The sequence below is a fragment of the Arthrobacter sp. DNA4 genome, assembly GCF_024362385.1.
GTDB lineage: Bacteria > Actinomycetota > Actinomycetes > Actinomycetales > Micrococcaceae > Arthrobacter.
In genome coordinates, this window is sequence record NZ_CP101466.1 from 1,590,738 (window position 1) to 1,607,544 (window position 16,807).

The 16,807-nt window shown below is 67.1% G+C and carries 15 protein-coding genes and 2 pseudogenes; 14 read left to right on the forward strand and 3 right to left on the reverse strand.

The window, feature by feature from the left end; genetic code table 11:
- Positions 1 to 2 precede the first annotated feature (2 nt).
- From NMQ03_RS07365 to NMQ03_RS07405, 9 genes and pseudogenes are all read left to right on the forward strand, one after another.
- Positions 3 to 356, forward strand: a complete 354-nt coding sequence (locus NMQ03_RS07365) for a hypothetical protein (protein ID WP_255175031.1) — start codon at positions 3 to 5, stop codon at positions 354 to 356.
- 19 nt (positions 357 to 375) lie between these two features.
- Positions 376 to 828 (forward strand): hypothetical protein, encoded by a 453-nt coding sequence (locus tag NMQ03_RS07370; RefSeq protein WP_255175032.1) that lies wholly within the window; start codon positions 376 to 378, stop codon positions 826 to 828.
- A 99-nt stretch (positions 829 to 927) separates the two neighbouring features.
- Entirely contained in the window at positions 928 to 1,911 is a 984-nt protein-coding gene (locus NMQ03_RS07375) for a bifunctional riboflavin kinase/FAD synthetase (protein ID WP_255175033.1), read from the forward strand.
- A gap of 36 nt (positions 1,912 to 1,947) precedes the next feature.
- Positions 1,948 to 2,802 carry a tryptophan 2,3-dioxygenase gene (gene kynA, locus NMQ03_RS07380; protein ID WP_255175034.1) on the forward strand — a complete coding sequence of 285 codons (855 nt, stop codon included), beginning with the start codon at positions 1,948 to 1,950 and terminating at the stop codon, positions 2,800 to 2,802.
- Positions 2,799 to 4,053: pseudogene (locus NMQ03_RS07385) on the forward strand (kynureninase). Before kynA ends, NMQ03_RS07385 begins: the two are co-directional and overlap by 4 nt.
- A gap of 200 nt (positions 4,054 to 4,253) precedes the next feature.
- Complete coding sequence (gene rpsO / locus NMQ03_RS07390; protein ID WP_043452786.1) at positions 4,254 to 4,523, forward strand: 30S ribosomal protein S15; 270 nt, start codon at positions 4,254 to 4,256, stop codon at positions 4,521 to 4,523.
- Between the two features lie 242 nt (positions 4,524 to 4,765).
- Positions 4,766 to 7,027 (forward strand): polyribonucleotide nucleotidyltransferase, encoded by a 2,262-nt coding sequence (locus tag NMQ03_RS07395; RefSeq protein WP_255175558.1) that lies wholly within the window; start codon positions 4,766 to 4,768, stop codon positions 7,025 to 7,027.
- Positions 7,028 to 7,139: 112 nt separating this feature from the next.
- Positions 7,140 to 8,483, forward strand: coding sequence for a pitrilysin family protein (locus NMQ03_RS07400; protein ID WP_255175035.1), 1,344 nt, complete (start codon positions 7,140 to 7,142; stop codon positions 8,481 to 8,483).
- 127 nt (positions 8,484 to 8,610) lie between these two features.
- Positions 8,611 to 9,087, forward strand: a complete 477-nt coding sequence (locus NMQ03_RS07405; RefSeq protein WP_255175036.1) for a DUF1579 family protein — start codon at positions 8,611 to 8,613, stop codon at positions 9,085 to 9,087.
- Positions 9,088 to 9,162: 75 nt separating this feature from the next.
- Here NMQ03_RS07405 and NMQ03_RS07410 read toward each other — a convergent pair whose 3' ends face one another.
- The 3 genes from NMQ03_RS07410 to moaA form a co-directional block, all read right to left on the reverse strand.
- Entirely contained in the window at positions 9,163 to 10,728 is a 1,566-nt protein-coding gene (locus tag NMQ03_RS07410; RefSeq protein WP_255175037.1) for an HNH endonuclease signature motif containing protein, read from the reverse strand.
- A 91-nt stretch (positions 10,729 to 10,819) separates the two neighbouring features.
- On the reverse strand, positions 10,820 to 11,086 hold the full coding sequence (locus NMQ03_RS07415; protein WP_255175038.1) for a MoaD/ThiS family protein: 267 nt from the start codon (positions 11,084 to 11,086) through the stop codon (positions 10,820 to 10,822).
- 5 nt (positions 11,087 to 11,091) lie between these two features.
- Complete coding sequence (gene moaA / locus NMQ03_RS07420) at positions 11,092 to 12,231, reverse strand: GTP 3',8-cyclase MoaA (RefSeq protein ID WP_255175039.1); 1,140 nt, start codon at positions 12,229 to 12,231, stop codon at positions 11,092 to 11,094.
- A gap of 132 nt (positions 12,232 to 12,363) precedes the next feature.
- Here moaA and NMQ03_RS07425 point away from each other — a divergent pair, with 132 nt between their 5' ends.
- The 5 genes and pseudogenes from NMQ03_RS07425 (at position 12,364) to NMQ03_RS07445 (ending at position 16,748) form a co-directional block, all read left to right on the forward strand.
- Complete coding sequence (locus NMQ03_RS07425; protein WP_255175040.1) at positions 12,364 to 14,016, forward strand: molybdopterin-dependent oxidoreductase; 1,653 nt, start codon at positions 12,364 to 12,366, stop codon at positions 14,014 to 14,016.
- Between the two features lie 23 nt (positions 14,017 to 14,039).
- Positions 14,040 to 15,288: pseudogene (gene glp / locus NMQ03_RS07430) on the forward strand (gephyrin-like molybdotransferase Glp).
- Entirely contained in the window at positions 15,276 to 15,767 is a 492-nt protein-coding gene (gene moaC, locus NMQ03_RS07435) for a cyclic pyranopterin monophosphate synthase MoaC (RefSeq protein WP_255175041.1), read from the forward strand. Before glp ends, moaC begins: the two are co-directional and overlap by 13 nt.
- A complete protein-coding gene (locus NMQ03_RS07440) occupies positions 15,764 to 16,294 on the forward strand; it encodes a molybdenum cofactor biosynthesis protein B (protein ID WP_255175042.1) in 531 nt (176 codons plus the stop codon). Before moaC ends, NMQ03_RS07440 begins: the two co-directional genes overlap by 4 nt.
- The gene (locus tag NMQ03_RS07445; RefSeq protein ID WP_255175043.1) at positions 16,284 to 16,748 is read left to right on the forward strand and encodes a molybdenum cofactor biosynthesis protein MoaE; all 465 of its coding nucleotides are present in this window, start codon (positions 16,284 to 16,286) and stop codon (positions 16,746 to 16,748) included. The genes NMQ03_RS07440 and NMQ03_RS07445 overlap by 11 nt, the downstream gene beginning before the upstream one ends.
- Positions 16,749 to 16,807: the final 59 nt, after the last annotated feature.

Below are 16,807 nucleotides of genomic sequence, written 5' to 3' on the forward strand. Positions count from 1 at the left end.
GCGTGGACGCATACTTTTGGATCATCCTGGTCGTCGGCCTGGTGTCCACCGTGGTGTGCCTGGGCGCGGGCATCCTGAAGAAGGCACCCAACGACATCACCATCCTGTCCGTCGTGGCCGTCGAAGTGGCCCTGGTGGTCTATCTGGTGGGGTCGATCGTCCGCGTGATCGCCGGTGAACCGATCGCCGGGGAGGCCTGGGAGTTCTGGGGCTACATGGCCACCGCCATGCTCCTGCCGCCCGCCGCCATCTACTGGTCCATCCTGGAGCGCACGCGGTGGAGCAACTTTGTCCTGGCCGCCGTCGGCGTCACGGCGCTGGTGATGGCCGCCCGAATGAACCAGATCTGGTACTGAAGTGGAAGAAGCAGCAGAAATGAAAGACCAGCAGGCCCAGGCGGCCACCGGAAAAACACCCGTCCGCAACACCCGCAACACTGGACCGGGCCGCCTCCTGATCGCGGTGTATGGGGTGTTCGCCATCTCGGCCACTGCCCGCGCCGGTTACCAGATCCTCACCAAGTTCTCCGAGGCACCGCTGGCCTACCTGCTCTCCGCCTTTGCCGCCCTGGTGTACATCCTGGCCACGGTGTCACTGGCAAAGGCCGGAACCACATGGTTCAAGGTTTCGGTTGCGGCGGTGCTGGTGGAACTGGCCGGCGTCCTGGTGGTGGGGACCCTGAGCATCCTGGACTCCGTGCAGTTCCCGCACGAGACCGTCTGGTCGCTGTTTGGCCGCGGCTACGGTTTCATCCCGCTGCTGCTGCCCATCCTGGGACTGGTGTGGCTGTACCGGCGCCGACCCTCACAGGCGAAGACTGCGCAGTGACGGGCAAAGCTGCGCAGTGAATCCGGGTAACCTTGAAGAGTTCCGCGGCCGTAAGGGTCCCGGAACGTTGATGCTTTCAGGCAGCTTAAGGCGAGGGTGATGGTTTACATCTGGAACGAACCGTCCGATGTCCCGGCGGACTTCGGCCCATCTGTTGTCACTTTCGGCAACTTCGACGGCGTTCACCGCGGCCACCAGCAGGTGCTGTCCCAGCTGATTCGGTCGGCCCGCCTCTCCCAAGCGAAGGCAGTGGCCGTCACGTTCGACCCCCACCCCGCAGTGATCCACCGGCCGGAGGCCGCGCCGGAGCTCATCATGGGCCTGGATGACAAGCTGGACGCGCTGGGTGAGCTGGGCCTGGACGCCATCCTGGTGGTCAAGTACTCCCTGGACCTCGCCAGCCTCACGGCCGAAGAGTTCGTGGAGCAGTACCTGGTGGACTGCCTGCACGCCAGCCACGTGGTCATCGGCCACGACGCCCGGTTCGGCCGCGGCAACTCCGGCGACCTGGACACCATGAAGGCGCTCGGGGAAAAATTCGGTTTCGATGTCCAGGTGATCAGCGAATTCGGCGCCGAAGGCTACCCGCTGCATGACGACGACGGCACGGACCGCCGCTGTTCCTCCACCTGGGTGCGCGAAGCGCTGCAGGCCGGAGACGTCACCACCGCCGCGTCGGTCCTGGGCCGTCCGCACCGGATGCGCGGCGAGGTGGTCCACGGCGCAGCCCGCGGCAGGGCACTGGGGTTCCCCACCGCGAACCTTGCCTCCAACGCCACAGGGCTGATTCCCGCCGACGGCATTTACGCCGGGTGGCTGGTGGACCAGGCCGGCAAGCGCTGGCCCGCGGCCATCTCGGTGGGGTCCAACCCCACATTCGACGGCGTCAGCCGCCAGGTGGAGGCACACGTGATCGACCGGCCCAAGGAAGCCGTGGAGGACTTCGATCTGTACGGCCAGACAGTGATCGTGGAATTCGTGGAGCGGCTTCGCGGCATGGTGGCCTACCGTGGCCCTGAGGCCCTGGTGGAACAAATGCGGCTGGACGTGGCCCAGGCCCACCAGCTCCTGGGCGGCCGCTGACAGCACGGCCAGGGTGACAACAACGAAAGGCAGGACGTGTCCGTCGAGAAGAACACCCGCAAGCTGGATAAGGGGATTGTCCGCGACTTCAGCTCACGGATGAGCTACGCCTCCTACCTGCAGCTTCCCACCCTGCTCAGTGCCCAGCAGCCGGTCAGCCAGCCCGAGCACCACGATGAGCTGCTGTTCATCATCCAGCACCAGACCACGGAGCTGTGGCTGAAACTGGTCCTGCATGAACTGCGCAGCGCCGCCGCCTGGCTCCGCGAAGACGACCTCGGTTCGGCGCTCAAGGGCATCGCCCGGGTCAAGCACATCCAGAAGACCCTTACCGAGCAGTGGTCCGTGCTGGCCACCCTCACACCCACCGAGTATTCGCAGTTCCGGGGCTTCCTGGGCAACTCGTCAGGGTTCCAGTCCGCACAGTACCGGGCCGTCGAATTCGTCCTGGGGAACAAGAACCGCAAGATGCTCCCGGTCTTCGAATCCGATCCTGAGGCCCACGCCATGCTGGAGGAACTGCTCGCTGCCCCCAGCATCTACGACGAGTTCCTGGCCTACCTCTCCCGGCAGGGGTTCGACGTTCCGCCTGCAGTCCTGGACCGGGACGTGACCCGCGCCCACGAGTTCGCCCCGGAGCTGGTACCGCTCTTCAAGCACATCTACGAGAATGCCGCTGACAACTGGGCGGCCTACGAGGCCTGCGAGGAACTGGTGGACCTGGAGGACAACTTCCAGCTCTGGCGGTTCCGGCACCTGCGCACCGTCCAGCGGACCATCGGCATGAAGACCGGCACCGGCGGGTCCAGCGGTGTGACCTTCCTGCAGAAGGCCCTGGAACTGACTTTCTTCCCGGAACTATTCGCGGTCAGGACGGAGATCGGACAATGAGCATCCACCAGGAAAACATCGCCGGCGTGACAGCGGAAACGCTCCGGCAGCGCGCCGAAGAGCTGGACCGACGGGACGTCCTGGCGCATTACCGGGACCACTTCATCGGCACCGACACGGCCCTGTCCTACCTCGACGGCAACTCGCTGGGCCGGCCCCTGAAGCGGACGGCGGACGACGTCGCTGCCTTCATCCGCGACGAGTGGGGTGGCCGCCTGATCCGCGGCTGGGACGAACAGTGGCTCGCCATGCCGGAGGCCATCGGGGACCAGCTGGGCCGTGCCGTCCTGGGGGCAGCGCCGGGACAGACCATCATCGCCGACTCCACCACCGTGGTCCTGTACAAGCTGATCCGGGCCGCCCTTGCGGCAGTGCAGGACCCGGACCGCAACGAACTGGTTCTGGACACCGAGAACTTTCCCACCGACCGCTACCTGGTGGAGGGCATCGCCCTCGAGGAAGGCCTGACCCTCCGCTGGATCGAACCGGACCCCGCAGCCGGGGTGACCCTTGAGCAGGTGCGCCAGGCCACCGGGCCGCGCACCGCCGTCGTCCTCCTCAGCCAGATTGCCTACCGCTCAGGCCACCTTGCGGACCTGCCGGGCATCACGGCGGCAGTGCACGACGCCGGGGCCCTGGTGGTGTGGGACCTTTGCCATTCGGCGGGGTCGGTGGAGATCGACCTGGACGGAGCGGACGTGGACTTCGCCGCCGGCTGCACCTACAAGTACCTGAACGGGGGCCCCGGATCGCCGGCGTTCGCCTACGTCAACGCCCGCCACCTGCCCTCGCTGAACCAGCCGATCTGGGGCTGGATGGGCCGCAAGGACGCTTTCGAGATGGCCGCGGCTACCAGCCGCCGGCATCCGCGGGTTCCTCAGCGGCACTCCCGCGATCTTCGGCATGATTGCCATGCAGGGAACCCTGGACCTCATCGAAGAAGCCGGCATGGCGGCCATCCGGTCGAAGTCCGAAGACCTTACCGCCTTCGCCGTGGAGGTCTTCGACGCGTGGCTGGCACCCCTGGGAGCCGAACTGGGCACGCCCCGGAATCCGGGGGAGCGGGGCGGGCACATCACAGTGGACCACGCTGAGTTCACCAAGGCTACCGTTGAGGCCCTGTGGGACGGCGACGTCATCCCCGACTTCCGCTCGCCGCACGGCATCCGGGTGGGCTTGTCACCCCTGAGCACCAGCTTTACCGAAGTGCTTCACGGCATGGGCGCCATCCGGGACAGGCTGCAGGGCTGACCACGGCGGTGATCCCGCCGCACGTGTTTCGACAAGGTTAGGCCCGGGCCGGTAAACTGGACGATGGATCCGGCTGCAGTCCGTGGCGGCTGGTTCCTGTTGGTGGCGGCCCCTTCCGGATTACCGGGGCGGACGAACACGGCAGACCCGGCAGTGAGTTACTGACCTGGGCCCTCACGGCACATTCCCAAGGAGTTATTGTGGCACTTGACGCCGCTGTAAAGCAGTCCATCATCAAGGAATACGCAACCGCCGAAGGCGACACCGGTTCACCGGAGGTCCAGGTTGCGGTCCTGACCCAGCGGATCAAGGATCTGACTGAGCACATGAAGGAGCACAAGCACGACTACCACACCCAGCGCGGTCTGCTGGCCATGGTTGGTCGCCGCAAGCGCATGCTGAGCTACCTCAAGAAGACTGACATCGCCCGCTACCGTTCGCTCATCGAGCGCCTCGGCCTGCGCCGCTAGTCTGGCTTTGGGGCGGCCCTTTCCATCCGGAACGGGCCGCCTTCTTCAAATGAAAAACTAAACAGGAGGATCAACCGCATCACGCATTCGCGGTCCTCGGTAGTGATCCCCGGGAACGGCTTCGTTGACTGAAGCCGACGGCCCGTGGGTCTCGATCGATGACCGGGTGCAGGGCCAGTAGACAGATGCTGGCCGGGTTGATGCGGCTGGACTTCCGTAAGCAAGAAACGGAGGTGACTCTCTTGGAGGGTCCCGAAATCCAGTTCTCGGAAGCAGTCATTGACAATGGCCGTTTTGGCAAGCGCGTAATCCGCTTCGAAACCGGTAAGCTTGCCAAGCAGGCAGCCGGCGCGGCCATGGTGTACATCGACGATGACACCGCGCTGCTGTCCGCCACCACCGCCGGCAAGCACCCGCGTGAAGGCTTCGACTTTTTCCCGCTGACGGTCGACGTCGAAGAGCGCATGTACGCTGCCGGCCGCATCCCGGGTTCGTTCTTCCGCCGCGAAGGCCGCCCGTCCACCGAGGCCATCCTGGCCTGCCGCCTGATGGACCGTCCGCTGCGCCCCGCCTTCATCAAGGGCCTGCGCAACGAGGTCCAGATCGTGGTCACCGTCCTGGCGATCAACCCGGACGAGCTCTACGACGTGGTGGCCATCAACGCTTCCTCCATGTCCACGCAGCTGTCGGGCCTGCCGTTCTCCGGCCCCATCGGCGGCGTCCGCGTTGCCCTGGTGAACGACGAAAACGGATCCCAGTGGGTTGCTTTCCCCAAGCACTCCCAGCTCGAGAACTCCGTGTTCAACATGGTGGTTGCCGTCCGCGTAGCCGGTGACGACGTCGCCATCATGATGGTGGAGGCCGAAGCCACGGACAACTCCTGGAACCTCATCAAGGAACAGGGCGCCACCGCCCCCACCGAAGAGGTTGTGGCCGAGGGCCTGGAGGCTGCCAAGCCGTTCATCAAGGCCCTGTGCGACGCCCAGGCCGACCTCGCCGCCCGCGCTGCCAAGCCCACGGTCGAGTTCCCGGTCTTCCTTGACTACGAGGACGACGCTTACGCCGCCGTCGAGTCCGCTGCCGCCGACAAGCTCGCCGCCGTCTTCCAGATCGCCGACAAGCAGGAACGCGACAACGCTTCCGACGCACTCAAGGACGAGGTCCTCGCCGGCCTCGCCGGTCAGTTCGAAGGCCGCGAGAAGGAACTGTCCGCAGCATTCCGCTCGGTCACCAAGCACGTTGTGCGCCAGCGCATCCTCAAGGACCAGGTCCGCATCGACGGCCGCGGCCTGACGGACATCCGCCAGCTCACCGCCGAGGTCGAGGTCCTGCCCCGCGTCCACGGCTCCGCCATCTTCGAACGCGGCGAGACCCAGATCATGGGTGTCACCACGCTGAACATGCTCAAGATGGAACAGCAGATCGACTCGCTGTCGCCGGTGACGCGCAAGCGCTACATGCACAACTACAACTTCCCGCCGTACTCCACCGGTGAAACCGGCCGCGTGGGCTCGCCCAAGCGCCGCGAAATCGGCCACGGCGCCCTGGCCGAACGTGCACTCGTGCCCGTCCTGCCGTCCCGCGAGGAATTCCCCTACGCCATCCGCCAGGTGTCCGAAGCCCTCGGCTCCAACGGTTCGACGTCGATGGGTTCCGTCTGCGCCTCCACCCTGTCCCTGCTGAACGCCGGTGTGCCCCTGAAGGCCGCCGTCGCCGGCATCGCCATGGGCCTGGTCTCCGACCAGGTGGACGGCCAGACCCGCTACGCAGCCCTGACCGACATCCTCGGCGCCGAAGACGCCTTCGGTGACATGGACTTCAAGGTTGCCGGTACCTCCGAGTTCGTCACGGCCATCCAGCTGGACACCAAGCTCGACGGCATCCCCGCATCCGTTCTGGCAGCGGCCCTCAAGCAGGCCCGCGAAGCACGCCTGCACATCCTCGAGGTCCTCAACTCGGCCATTGACACCCCGGACGAGCTCTCCGAGTTCGCACCGCGCGTCATCGCCGTAAAGATCCCCGTGGACAAGATCGGCGAGGTCATCGGCCCCAAGGGCAAGATGATCAACCAGATCCAGGAGGACACCGGCGCCGATATCTCCATCGAGGACGACGGCACGGTCTACATTGGCGCCACGAACGGTCCGTCTGCAGACGCAGCACGCTCCGCCATCAACGCCATCGCCAACCCGCAGGTCCCCGAGATCGGCGAGCGTTACCTGGGCACGGTCGTCAAGACCACCACCTTCGGTGCCTTCGTATCGCTGACCCCGGGCAAGGACGGCCTCCTGCACATCTCCGAGCTCCGCAAGCTGGCCAACGGCAAGCGCGTGGACAACGTCGACGACGTAGTCTCGGTGGGCCAGAAGGTCCAGGTGGAAATCACCAAGATCGATGACCGTGGAAAGCTCTCGCTCGCCCCGGTGGTTGCCGAGGAAGAAGGCGCGGAGGCCGACACCGAACGCGCCCACACCACGGAGCCCGCTGAAGGCGCTGAGGTCTAACAGCCCGGGCTTCCCGGCATAAGCACGAATCGGCGGGACCGGTGGATGATCCACCGGTCCCGCCGCTGTTACGATGGCAGCCAGATCCGGCTGCCCGTCCTGAAAGGCATCAATGACTGTTGTACCCCTGCCGCTTGTGCAGAACCACGCCGGCGACACCCTGGTCCACGGCTCCGACGGCGGGTCCGAGGTCCGGCGTTCCGTGCTGCCGGGGGGAGTGCGGGTACTGACGGAAGCGATGCCGGGCCAACGGTCAGCCACCATCGGGTTCTGGGTGGGCGTAGGCTCCCGCGACGAAGCTCCCGGCCAGCACGGATCCACCCACTTCCTTGAACACCTGCTGTTCAAGGGCACCAGGCGCCGCACGGCCCTTGAGATCGCCTCCGCCTTTGATGAGGTGGGCGGCGAGTCGAACGCCGCCACCGCCAAGGAAAGCACCTGCTACTTTGCCCGGGTCCTGGACTCAGACCTGCCGATGGCCATCGACGTCATAGCGGACATGATCACCGGCGCCGTACTGGACCCTGCCGAAATGGAGCAGGAACGGGACGTCATCCTCGAGGAAATCGCCATGGACAGCGATGACCCCACCGATGTTGCCCACGAGCACTTCGTGGCCAAGGTCCTGGGCAGCCACCCGCTTGGCCGCCCCATAGGCGGCACCCCCGCAGCCATCAAGGCCGTTGCCAGGGACTCCGTATGGGAGCACTACCGCAGGTACTACAAGCCGGAGGAACTGGTCATCACCGCAGCGGGCGGGCTCGACCACGACGTCGTCTGCGGACTCGTGGTGGACGCCCTCCAGGCCGCGGGCTGGTCCCTGGAACCGGACGCCGCACCGGTGCAGCGGCGCTCCACCGAACGCGCCCTGATCACCGGAACCGCCGGCCTGCACGTGGTCAAGCGCGCAGTGGAGCAGGCGAACATCATCATGGGATGCCCCACCATCGTTGCCACCGACGAACGCCGCTACGTCATGAGCGTCCTCAATGCGGTGCTCGGCGGCGGCATGTCCTCCAGGCTGTTCCAGGAAGTCCGCGAGAAGCGCGGCCTGGTGTACTCCACCTACTCCTTTGCCTCGTCCTACGCCGACGCCGGCTATTTCGGCATGTACGCGGGCTGCACACCGTCCAAGGTACGGCAAGTGCTGGACCTGCTGGCGATCGAGCTGGACAAGCTCGCCGAACACGGAATCTCCGAGGACGAGCTCCGCAAGGCCGTGGGACAGCTTGGCGGCGGAATCGTCCTGGCCCTGGAAGACACCGGTTCGCGGATGTCCCGGCTGGGCAGGGCCGAACTGGTGTCCGGCGAATACCAGGACATTGATGAGACGCTTCGCCTCATCAAGGCCGTCACCGTTGAACAGGTCCAGGAACTGGCTGCCGAACTGGCCGCAGCGCCTCGGACCGTCACGGTGGTTGGCCCGTTCGAGGAGAACGAGACGTTCGGGCTATAGCCAACCGGCTGCATACGGCACGGAGGCTGGCGGCGCCACGCAGAAGAGTCCATCCTGAGTGCAGGGGGGTTCATGTCTGCAGGCGGGGCGATGGGCGGTGCACGAAATGGAGCAAGGGCATCCGGCCTTGTCCGGCCTTCTGGGCCGCTGGCGGGGCCAAACAAAGGTCGCTGCAGGCCCATGGGGGCCCGAACGCAGCGTCGACGCCGAGGTGACCTACAGCCAGGTAGCCGGGGGACTGGGCGTCGTGCAGAGCTACCGCCACGTCGAACCGGACGGCAGCCACTTTGAAGGCCACGGCATCTTCACCGTCGATCCGGTCCACAACGACGTGCTCTGGTACTACGTGGACAGTACCGGCGTGCCGCCCGGCACTGCCGCGCGCTGCACCTGGCGGGACGGCGTCCTCCGCGTTGATCGCCCCAGCGACGCAGGCTGGACACGCCACTCCCTCCTGCTCCGTGACGGTGTCCTGACCCACGTCACCGAGTTGCGTTCAAGTGCCAAGGACGACGACGGCGGCGCGGCAGGTGCGGACGCCGCAGCGGACGGGCGAAGCCAGGCCTACAGGCCGTTCATGCGCTCGGTCTTCCACCGGGCCTGAAGTTCTTCGACCGGATTGAACTGCTCGCCAGGGTGTCGAGGGCCCACACTGTGAAGGGGGAGCGCTCGAGGTCCACTATGGCCAGGGCTGCATCATGTTCCAACAGTCCTTCAATGGGTCTGGCGGCAGCACGAAAGGGCGCGAGTAAAACTCTTCCCATAGGGGGTCGTCGAGGGGGATCGCTTCTGGCTCAAGAAACTTTTCCTGCGGGCCTGTGTCCAGCAATGCACTTTCCACATCGGGAAACGCGTTCGCGGCGAGTGGCCAGTGGGTTGGTTCTGCATCCCGGTGTTCTGGGCTGTAATGGCGTCCGGTGGGTGAGGTCCAGCCGGGTGGTTCATTCTTGTTGGCCGGGCCGGGTGTCCACATGCTGTTGTGTTTGAGCCGGTGGTGCCTTGGGCACAGCTGGGCCAAATTACTTGCTCCGGTAACGCCGCCGTGTTGCCAGGCGGTGAGGTGGTCGGTGTCGTTGTCGGGGGTGCGGTTGTTGCAGCCGGGGAAGGTGCACTTGGCGTCGCGCAGCCGGATCGAGCGTTTGATGGTTTCGGTGAGCCGGTAGTTCTTCCTGCCGATTTCCAGTGGTGCCCCGTCACGGGGGTCGACCAGGACCCGGTAGAACGAGTCAGCCCCGTCTGCGACAAGTTTGCGGGCCATGGATGCCGGGATTGGGCCGAAACCGTCCAGCGTGGCTGGTTCGTCGGTCTGGCCGAGGAGGGAGAGTACCGGCACGGTGACCAGGACGTCGGCCCGCGGGGTGGGGACCTTCCCGACCTCCGTGGATTTCCCGGTCTGTGTGGTGTTCTTAGTGCCGAGGAGCAGGGATGCTGCGATGTCGGGGCGGAGCTGGGTGACGGTGCGCTCTTCGCCGGGGCCCTGGAGGCCGCGGGCGGTCGCGGTGGTCCGGTTCCAGATGGCGCAGGCGGTATCGCCAGGGAGGTAGAGGGAGATCCAGGCCATGCCGTCCCGGTCTGGGGTGTATTCCATCCGCCGGTCAGCCACTCCCTTTGCGTGGCGCTTCTCGATCGACTCGGGGTGGTGGCGTTCCCGCCACCCACGGACCTTCGCCCGAAACCGTGACGGGACAATTTCACCGGGGGCGGCACCGCGGGCGGGGTGGGGTGTGTCGGGGTCGAAGAAGTGCGCCACCAGCGACGCCGCGCCCTCGGCGGTGAGGCCTTCGGTTTCGTCGGCAACGATTCGGGCGTGCTGCCAGGACATCGCGCCCGCGGCCAAGGCGTTCATAACGGGCGGCAGGGAGCAGACCCGCCGTGACTGCTCCACGAACGCCCCAGCTGCGGCAGAGCTGAGGGTCAGGACCCCGGCGATCTCCTCCACGACCGACATCTGCGCGTAGGTCCGGTCCTGAACCGAGGCGTCCGGCGGCGTCATCGCCTGCTGGAACTCAACGGCCCGGGCAACCTGCCGCGACTTTACCGCCGCGAGCTGTGCTTCCAGCCGGGCCGTAAGCTCCAACCCTTCCAGGCACAGCTCGTACCGGTGCTGCAGCACGTCAATATCTCCAGCCGCAGCAGTCAGCGCAGAATGTTCGAGGTTCCGGTCTTCAAGAGCGAGAGCATCAAGGGCTGCAACAGAGGTATGAACACCCTCCAACACCGCCCCAAAACCACCGCTGATTCCCATACCCACATCATCCAGCGTGGGTCTGACAATCAAGCCCCTACCGCGAAACCCCGACAGTCAAAACCGCCATGGCTCCAGCTGCCCTAAGCGATTAGCCCCCGGCGAACGGCGGCAGAACATCCACGACGTCGTCGGGGCCAAGAATGGTTGCGTGGTCCCGCACGGCCACCTCATTGAGCAGGAAGCTGCTCCGCGAAAGAAGCCGGGGAAGCGGAGGAGTGCCCGCCGGAGGCTCGGCGCGCTCCACGGCGGCGATGGCTGCCAGCAGGTCCGCCACCGTGGCGTCCTCGGGCAGCTGGAACTTTTCTTCCTCGAAACCTGCTGCAGCGCGCGCGGCAGCAAAATAGCGTACAAGCATCTGTGTCAGCCCCCGATGGCGCTCATGCTGCGGTCCGGCTGGACGAAGTCCGGAGCGTCCAGTCCCACATGGTCCATGCCGTGGGCCTTTGGTTTGACCCACATGGCGTCCTGCCACCGCTGCGCCAGTTCCGCATCGCCGGCGCCCGCCCGCAGCAGGCCCAGCAGGTCGAACTCCTCGCGTGAGAACAGGCAGCTCATGATCTTGCCCTCGGCAGTAATCCTGGTGCGCCGGCAGTCAGCGCAGAACGGCTCGGTGACGGAGGCGATGATTCCCACCGTCCCAAGGACGGGACCGTCAGCGGAGCCGGCGCCGTCCCCCGGGTCTGCCACCCGCCGTCGTACTTCAAACCGCTCCGCGGGAGCGCCATCGCGTGCCCGGGGATCGGGGGTGAGCACGTAGTCACGGGACAGCAGTGCGCGGATTTCGGCGGCGGTGATCATGTTGCGGCGGGTCCAGCCATGGTCGGCGTCGAGCGGCATCTGTTCGATGAACCGCAGTTCGTACCCGCGCTCCAGCGCCCATGCCAGCAGCTGTGGCGACTCGGCGTCGTTGATGCCCCGCATCAGGACCGCGTTCAGTTTGACCGGGCCCAAGCCGGCAGCCCAAGCAGCGTCGACCCCGGCCAGGACCTGGTTGAGGAACGGGCGCCGGGTCAGCTTGGTGAACGTCTCTTCATGCAGTGAATCCAGCGACACGTTGATGCGGGTCAGCCCGGCGTCCTTGAGAGCCGCCGCCTTCTTTGCCAGGCCGACGCCGTTGGTGGTCATGGAGATCGGCAGGTCCGGGTGGTTGGCCCGCAGGGCCGCGATGATGTCCACCAGGTCATGACGGACCAGCGGCTCACCGCCGGTCAGCCGCAACTCCCGGACCCCCAGCTGCTCCACGCCGACCTTGACGATCCGCACGATTTCCCCGGCCGACATCACTGCCTGCTTGGCGAGCCATTCCAGGCCTTCCGCCGGCATGCAGTAGGTGCAGCGGAGGTTGCACTTGTCCGTCAGGGACAGCCTCATGTCCGTGGCGCGGCGGCCATACCTGTCCGCCAGCCCCGCCGGTGCATCCGCGGGCCGGCGTGCGGGGACGCCGGGCAGCGCCGATGCTGCTTCCTCCCGCGGCTGCGGCATGCCTAGCTGGACACTCATGAATTCAGGCTACGCCACGTTGCGCCGCACATCACACCTGTGACCGGGTGGCGGAAGCACCCGTCCATCCGGGGACGTCATCCACACGGGGACTGCCGCACGGGGACTGCCGCCGAACCTATGCTGGAAGTTATGAGGAGTTCCCGGCAAGAGCACGGGGCGGTCGACGACGCCGCCGGCCTTGGGGAGCGTGCGGAGAGTCCCGTCCGGCACCAGGCAGTCCTGCGCACCGGGCCCCGGTGGGCTGCGGCTGCCGGAATAAGTGCAGCCGCCGGCGGCGTCGCAGCGGGGGAGCTGTTGGCGGGTTTTGCCAGCCCCTCCCTTTCGCCGCTGACCGCTGTGGGCGGGGCTGTCATCGATGCCGTCCCGCCCGGTGTCAAGGACTGGGCCATCGCCCTCTTCGGCACGGCGGACAAGGCTGCGCTCCTGGCGGGCATGGCGCTGGCCATTGCCGCGCTGGCCGCAGTTGCCGGCGTCCTTGAGCGCCGCCAGCGGTTCGCCGGTGCCGCCGTGATGGGCATCTTCGGGCTGGCCGGCGTGGCAGCGGTCCTGACACGGTCCCAGGCGACCCCGGCGGCCCTGATGCTTCCGCTCCTGGCCGCGGCCGTCGCCGTCGTGCTGTTGCGGTTCCTGGCCCGGAGGCTGCAGGCGTGGGAGGACCTGGAACCGGGAGACGCAGGCCCCGGAGGGGGAGGGCCTGCCGGAACCGCAGCCGCTGCCCGCCGCGGTTTCCTTCGATCCCTTGCCGCCACTGCCGCGGCGACCGCCCTGATCGGAGTGGTTGCCGGTGTCTGGCGCGGCGCCGCCGCCGCGGTCAGTGAAGCCAGGGCACGCATTTCCCTTCCCGTGCCGGCGTCACCGGCACCTCCCATTCCGGCCGCCGCAGAGCCGGGCGTGGCCGGCATGACGCCGCTGGTGACCCCTAACCCGGATTTTTACCGGATCGACACAGCCTTGGCCGTCCCCGCCGTCAACCCGGAGACATGGGGCCTCAAAGTCACCGGAATGGTGGCCCGGGAAGTCCAGTTCTCCTTCGCCGACCTCCTGGCAAAGCCCCTGGTTGAACGCCATGTCACCATTGCCTGCGTTTCCAATGAGGTGGGCGGGGACCTGATCGGCAACGCCCGCTGGCTCGGCTGGCCGGTGCGCGAACTGCTGGCCCTGGCCGGTCCCCAGCCGGGGGCGGACATGGTCCTCTCCCGAAGTGCCGATGGCTGGACTGCCGGAACGCCGCTGGACGTCCTCACCGACGGCAGGGACGCGCTGCTTGCCGTTGGCATGAACGGTGAACCGCTGCCGCTGGAGCACGGCTTCCCGGTCCGCCTGGTGGTCCCCGGCCTCTACGGCTATGTTTCGGCCACGAAGTGGGTTACGGAACTCAAAGTCACCAGGTTCGCCGACGACGCCGGGTACTGGACACCGCGGGGCTGGTCCGCCCGCGGGCCCATCAAGACGTCGTCCCGCATCGACGTTCCCCGCAGCGGGCGTCGGGTCAGCGCAGGAACAGTGGTGCTGGCGGGAGTTGCCTGGGCCCAGCACACCGGCATCCGGAAAGTGGAACTGCGGATCAACCGGGGACCGTGGCGGGAAGCCGAGCTTGCCCCGGGCATCTCGGTGGACACGTGGTACCAGTGGAAGCTGGCCGTCGACCTCACCCCGGGGCAGTACGAGGTCCAGGTCCGCGCCACGAACCTGTTGGGTGAACCCCAGGACGAAACGGCGCGGCCGCCGGCGCCGGACGGAGCAACGGGATTCCACACGGTTAGAGTGGACGTGAAATCCTGACGGCCGCGACCAAAGGCGTACCCATGACCAGCCACCCCCACGGCAAGGCCGAACATGCGCGGAGCGTCGCTGGTCATGCCGCCGCCGTCGCGGAACTCCTCCAGCCGCTCCGCTCGCTTGAGCGCACGGAAACCCTGCCGCTCACCCAGGCACTGGGCCGCGGCCTGGTGGACCATGTCACCGCGCCGATCAGCCTTCCCCCGTTCGCCAACTCGCAGATGGACGGGTACGCCGTCCGCTCCGGCGACCTGTCCGGCGCCGGCGCTGACCTGAGCATCGTGCCCCCGGTTCCCGCCGGGTCCAGCCCGCAGCCGCTCGCGCCCGGTACGGCCGCCCCCATCATGACCGGTGCCATGATCCCGGAGGGGGCTGACGCCGTCGTACCCATTGAAAAAGCGGAGCCGGACCGCTTCCCGGAGCCCGGCCCGGACGGCGCAGTGAACTGGAACGGCGCAGTGAAACTGCCTGCCACCGCCCCGGGAACCTACGTCCGCGCCGCCGGCAGCGACATCGCTGCGGGGGAGCGGGCACTGGCTGCCGGTACCTGCCTGGGACCGGCCCAGTTGGGGCTGCTCGCCGCGCTGGGCATCCCGGAAGTGACGGTGTACAAGGCCGCCACCGTCCTGCTCGTCACTACCGGTGACGAGGTGGTGGATCCCGGCCGGGACCTTCCGCCGGGCAAGATCTACGACTCCAACGGAACCCTCCTGGAAGCCGCCATGAAGCAGGCCGGGCTGACTGTCCGGCGCACCGCCATTTCCACCGACAACCCCGCGGAACTGCTGGCTCTGCTGCGCGCCGGGAGCCGGCGTGCAGACCTGATCGTGACCACGGGCGGGGTGAGCAAGGGCGCCTACGAGGTGGTGCGCCAGGCGATGGCCGACCAGCCTGTGGAGTTCCTGCATGTGGCCATGCAGCCCGGTGGCCCCCAGGGAATCGGCACGTTCGACGGCGTTCCCTTCCTTGGGTTCCCGGGCAATCCGGTCAGCTGCCTGGTGTCATTTGAAATGTTCCTCCGTCCCGCCCTGTCAGCATTCCTGGGGGCGCGGCACCCAGGCTGCCTCTGCGTGCCCGCCTGGACCAGCCCCTGGCGTCCCCCGCCCACAAGCACCAGGTCCGGCGCGGAAGCCTGCAGCCGGACGGAACCGTGAAGCTGGAGGGCGGCGAGGGCTCGCACCTGATGCACGCGCTCGCCGGTTCCAACGTCCTGGTCCACGTCCCCGGCGTAACGGATCTCGCCGCGGCGACGAGGTGGAAGTATGGATGCTGTGAACGCAGAACAAACCCCCGCACTGACGCACCTGCGCCAGGACGGCAGCGCCCAGATGGTGGATGTTTCCGCCAAGGCAGAAACAACCCGCGAGGCCACGGCCACCGCCACGGTCCGGACCACCCCGGAGGTGATGCGGCTCCTGGGCACCGGCGGGCTTCCGAAGGGGGACGCGCTGGCCGTCGCCCGTGTGGCCGGCATCATGGCGGCCAAGAAGACTCCGGACCTGATTCCGCTCTGCCATCCGCTGCCCCTCGCCAAAGTCACGGTCGATTTCGACCTCGGCGAGGACGCCGTCGCCATCAGCTCCACCGTCAAGACCCGGGGCGTCACCGGAGTGGAAATGGAGGCCCTGACCGCCGCGTCGGTGGCAGCCCTCAGCGTCTACGACATGATCAAGGCCGTGGACAAACATGCCGTCCTGACAGACATCAAGGTGCTGGCCAAAAGTGGCGGCAAGAGCGGAGACTGGGCCCTGTGACCACCCCCAACATCCTGGACGTCCCCGAACCGCACCGGCACGGCGACGTGCAGGGGCGGAAGGCCGGCGTCGTCATCGCCTCCACCCGGGCCGCCGCGGGCATCTACGACGACGAGACCGGACCGGTCATCACCGACTGGCTCACTGAGCATGGCTTTGACGTCTTCCCGGCCATGGTGGTCCCGGACGGCGATCCCGCGGGCGCCGCCATCCGCGCGCTCCTCACCCAGCACCCCGCCATCATCATCACCAGCGGCGGCACCGGCCTCAGCCCGGACGACCGGACACCGGACGTCACCCTGCCGCTGCTGGACCGGGAAATCCCCGGCATCATGGAGGCGATTCGCCGCGCCGGCGCTGCCAAGACCCCGCTGGCGGCCCTCAGCCGGGGCTATGCCGGCGCCGCGGGGCGCACCTTCATCGTGAACCTGCCCGGGTCGCCCAAGGGCGTCATGGACGGGTTGACCGTCCTGGACCCGGTGATCGGGCATCTTTGTGACCAGCTGGAAGGCGGACATGGGCACTGAAGCATTCGAAGTAGTGAGCGCGGTCCTGAGCGCGGAGCCCATCTCCGTGGACCAGGCAATTGCGGCAGTGGAAAGTGACACGGCGGGCGCCGTGGTCAGCTTCAGCGGTGTGGTGCGCAACCACGACGGCGGCAAGGCCGTTGAGCGCCTCAGCTACAGTGCGCACCCCACGGCGCACCAGGTGATGGCCGACGTCGTCGCGGGCCTGGTTGCCGAACAGAACGCCGAAGCAGGTGCCGGCCCCGGACAGCCCGTCCGGATCTGGGCGGCTCACCGGATCGGGATGCTGGAGATCGGGGAGCCCGCCCTGGTGTGCGCGGTGTCCGCCGCGCACCGAGGGCAGGCATTCGCGGTCTGCTCCGATCTGGTGGACCGCATCAAGGAACAGGTTCCCATCTGGAAGGAACAGTTCTTCTCGGACGGCACCGTGGAATGGGTCGGCGCAGGCAGCTGACGCTGCTGCCCGCACGGCGCCCCGAGTGCGAGGTAACGCACGCCGTCCGGTTCCTGCCC

Coding starts and splice junctions, on each gene's coding strand:
- NMQ03_RS07370 (WP_255175032.1), top strand. CDS start 376: ATGAAAGACCAGCAGGCCCAGGCGGCCACCGGAAAAACACCCGTCCGC.
- NMQ03_RS07375 (WP_255175033.1), top strand. CDS start 928: ATGGTTTACATCTGGAACGAACCGTCCGATGTCCCGGCGGACTTCGGC.
- NMQ03_RS07400 (WP_255175035.1), top strand. CDS start 7,140: ATGACTGTTGTACCCCTGCCGCTTGTGCAGAACCACGCCGGCGACACC.
- NMQ03_RS07410 (WP_255175037.1), bottom strand. CDS start 10,728: ATGGGAATCAGCGGTGGTTTTGGGGCGGTGTTGGAGGGTGTTCATACC.
- NMQ03_RS07415 (WP_255175038.1), bottom strand. CDS start 11,086: ATGCTTGTACGCTATTTTGCTGCCGCGCGCGCTGCAGCAGGTTTCGAG.
- moaA (WP_255175039.1), bottom strand. CDS start 12,231: ATGAGTGTCCAGCTAGGCATGCCGCAGCCGCGGGAGGAAGCAGCATCG.
- NMQ03_RS07425 (WP_255175040.1), top strand. CDS start 12,364: ATGAGGAGTTCCCGGCAAGAGCACGGGGCGGTCGACGACGCCGCCGGC.
- moaC (WP_255175041.1), top strand. CDS start 15,276: ATGGATGCTGTGAACGCAGAACAAACCCCCGCACTGACGCACCTGCGC.
- NMQ03_RS07445 (WP_255175043.1), top strand. CDS start 16,284: ATGGGCACTGAAGCATTCGAAGTAGTGAGCGCGGTCCTGAGCGCGGAG.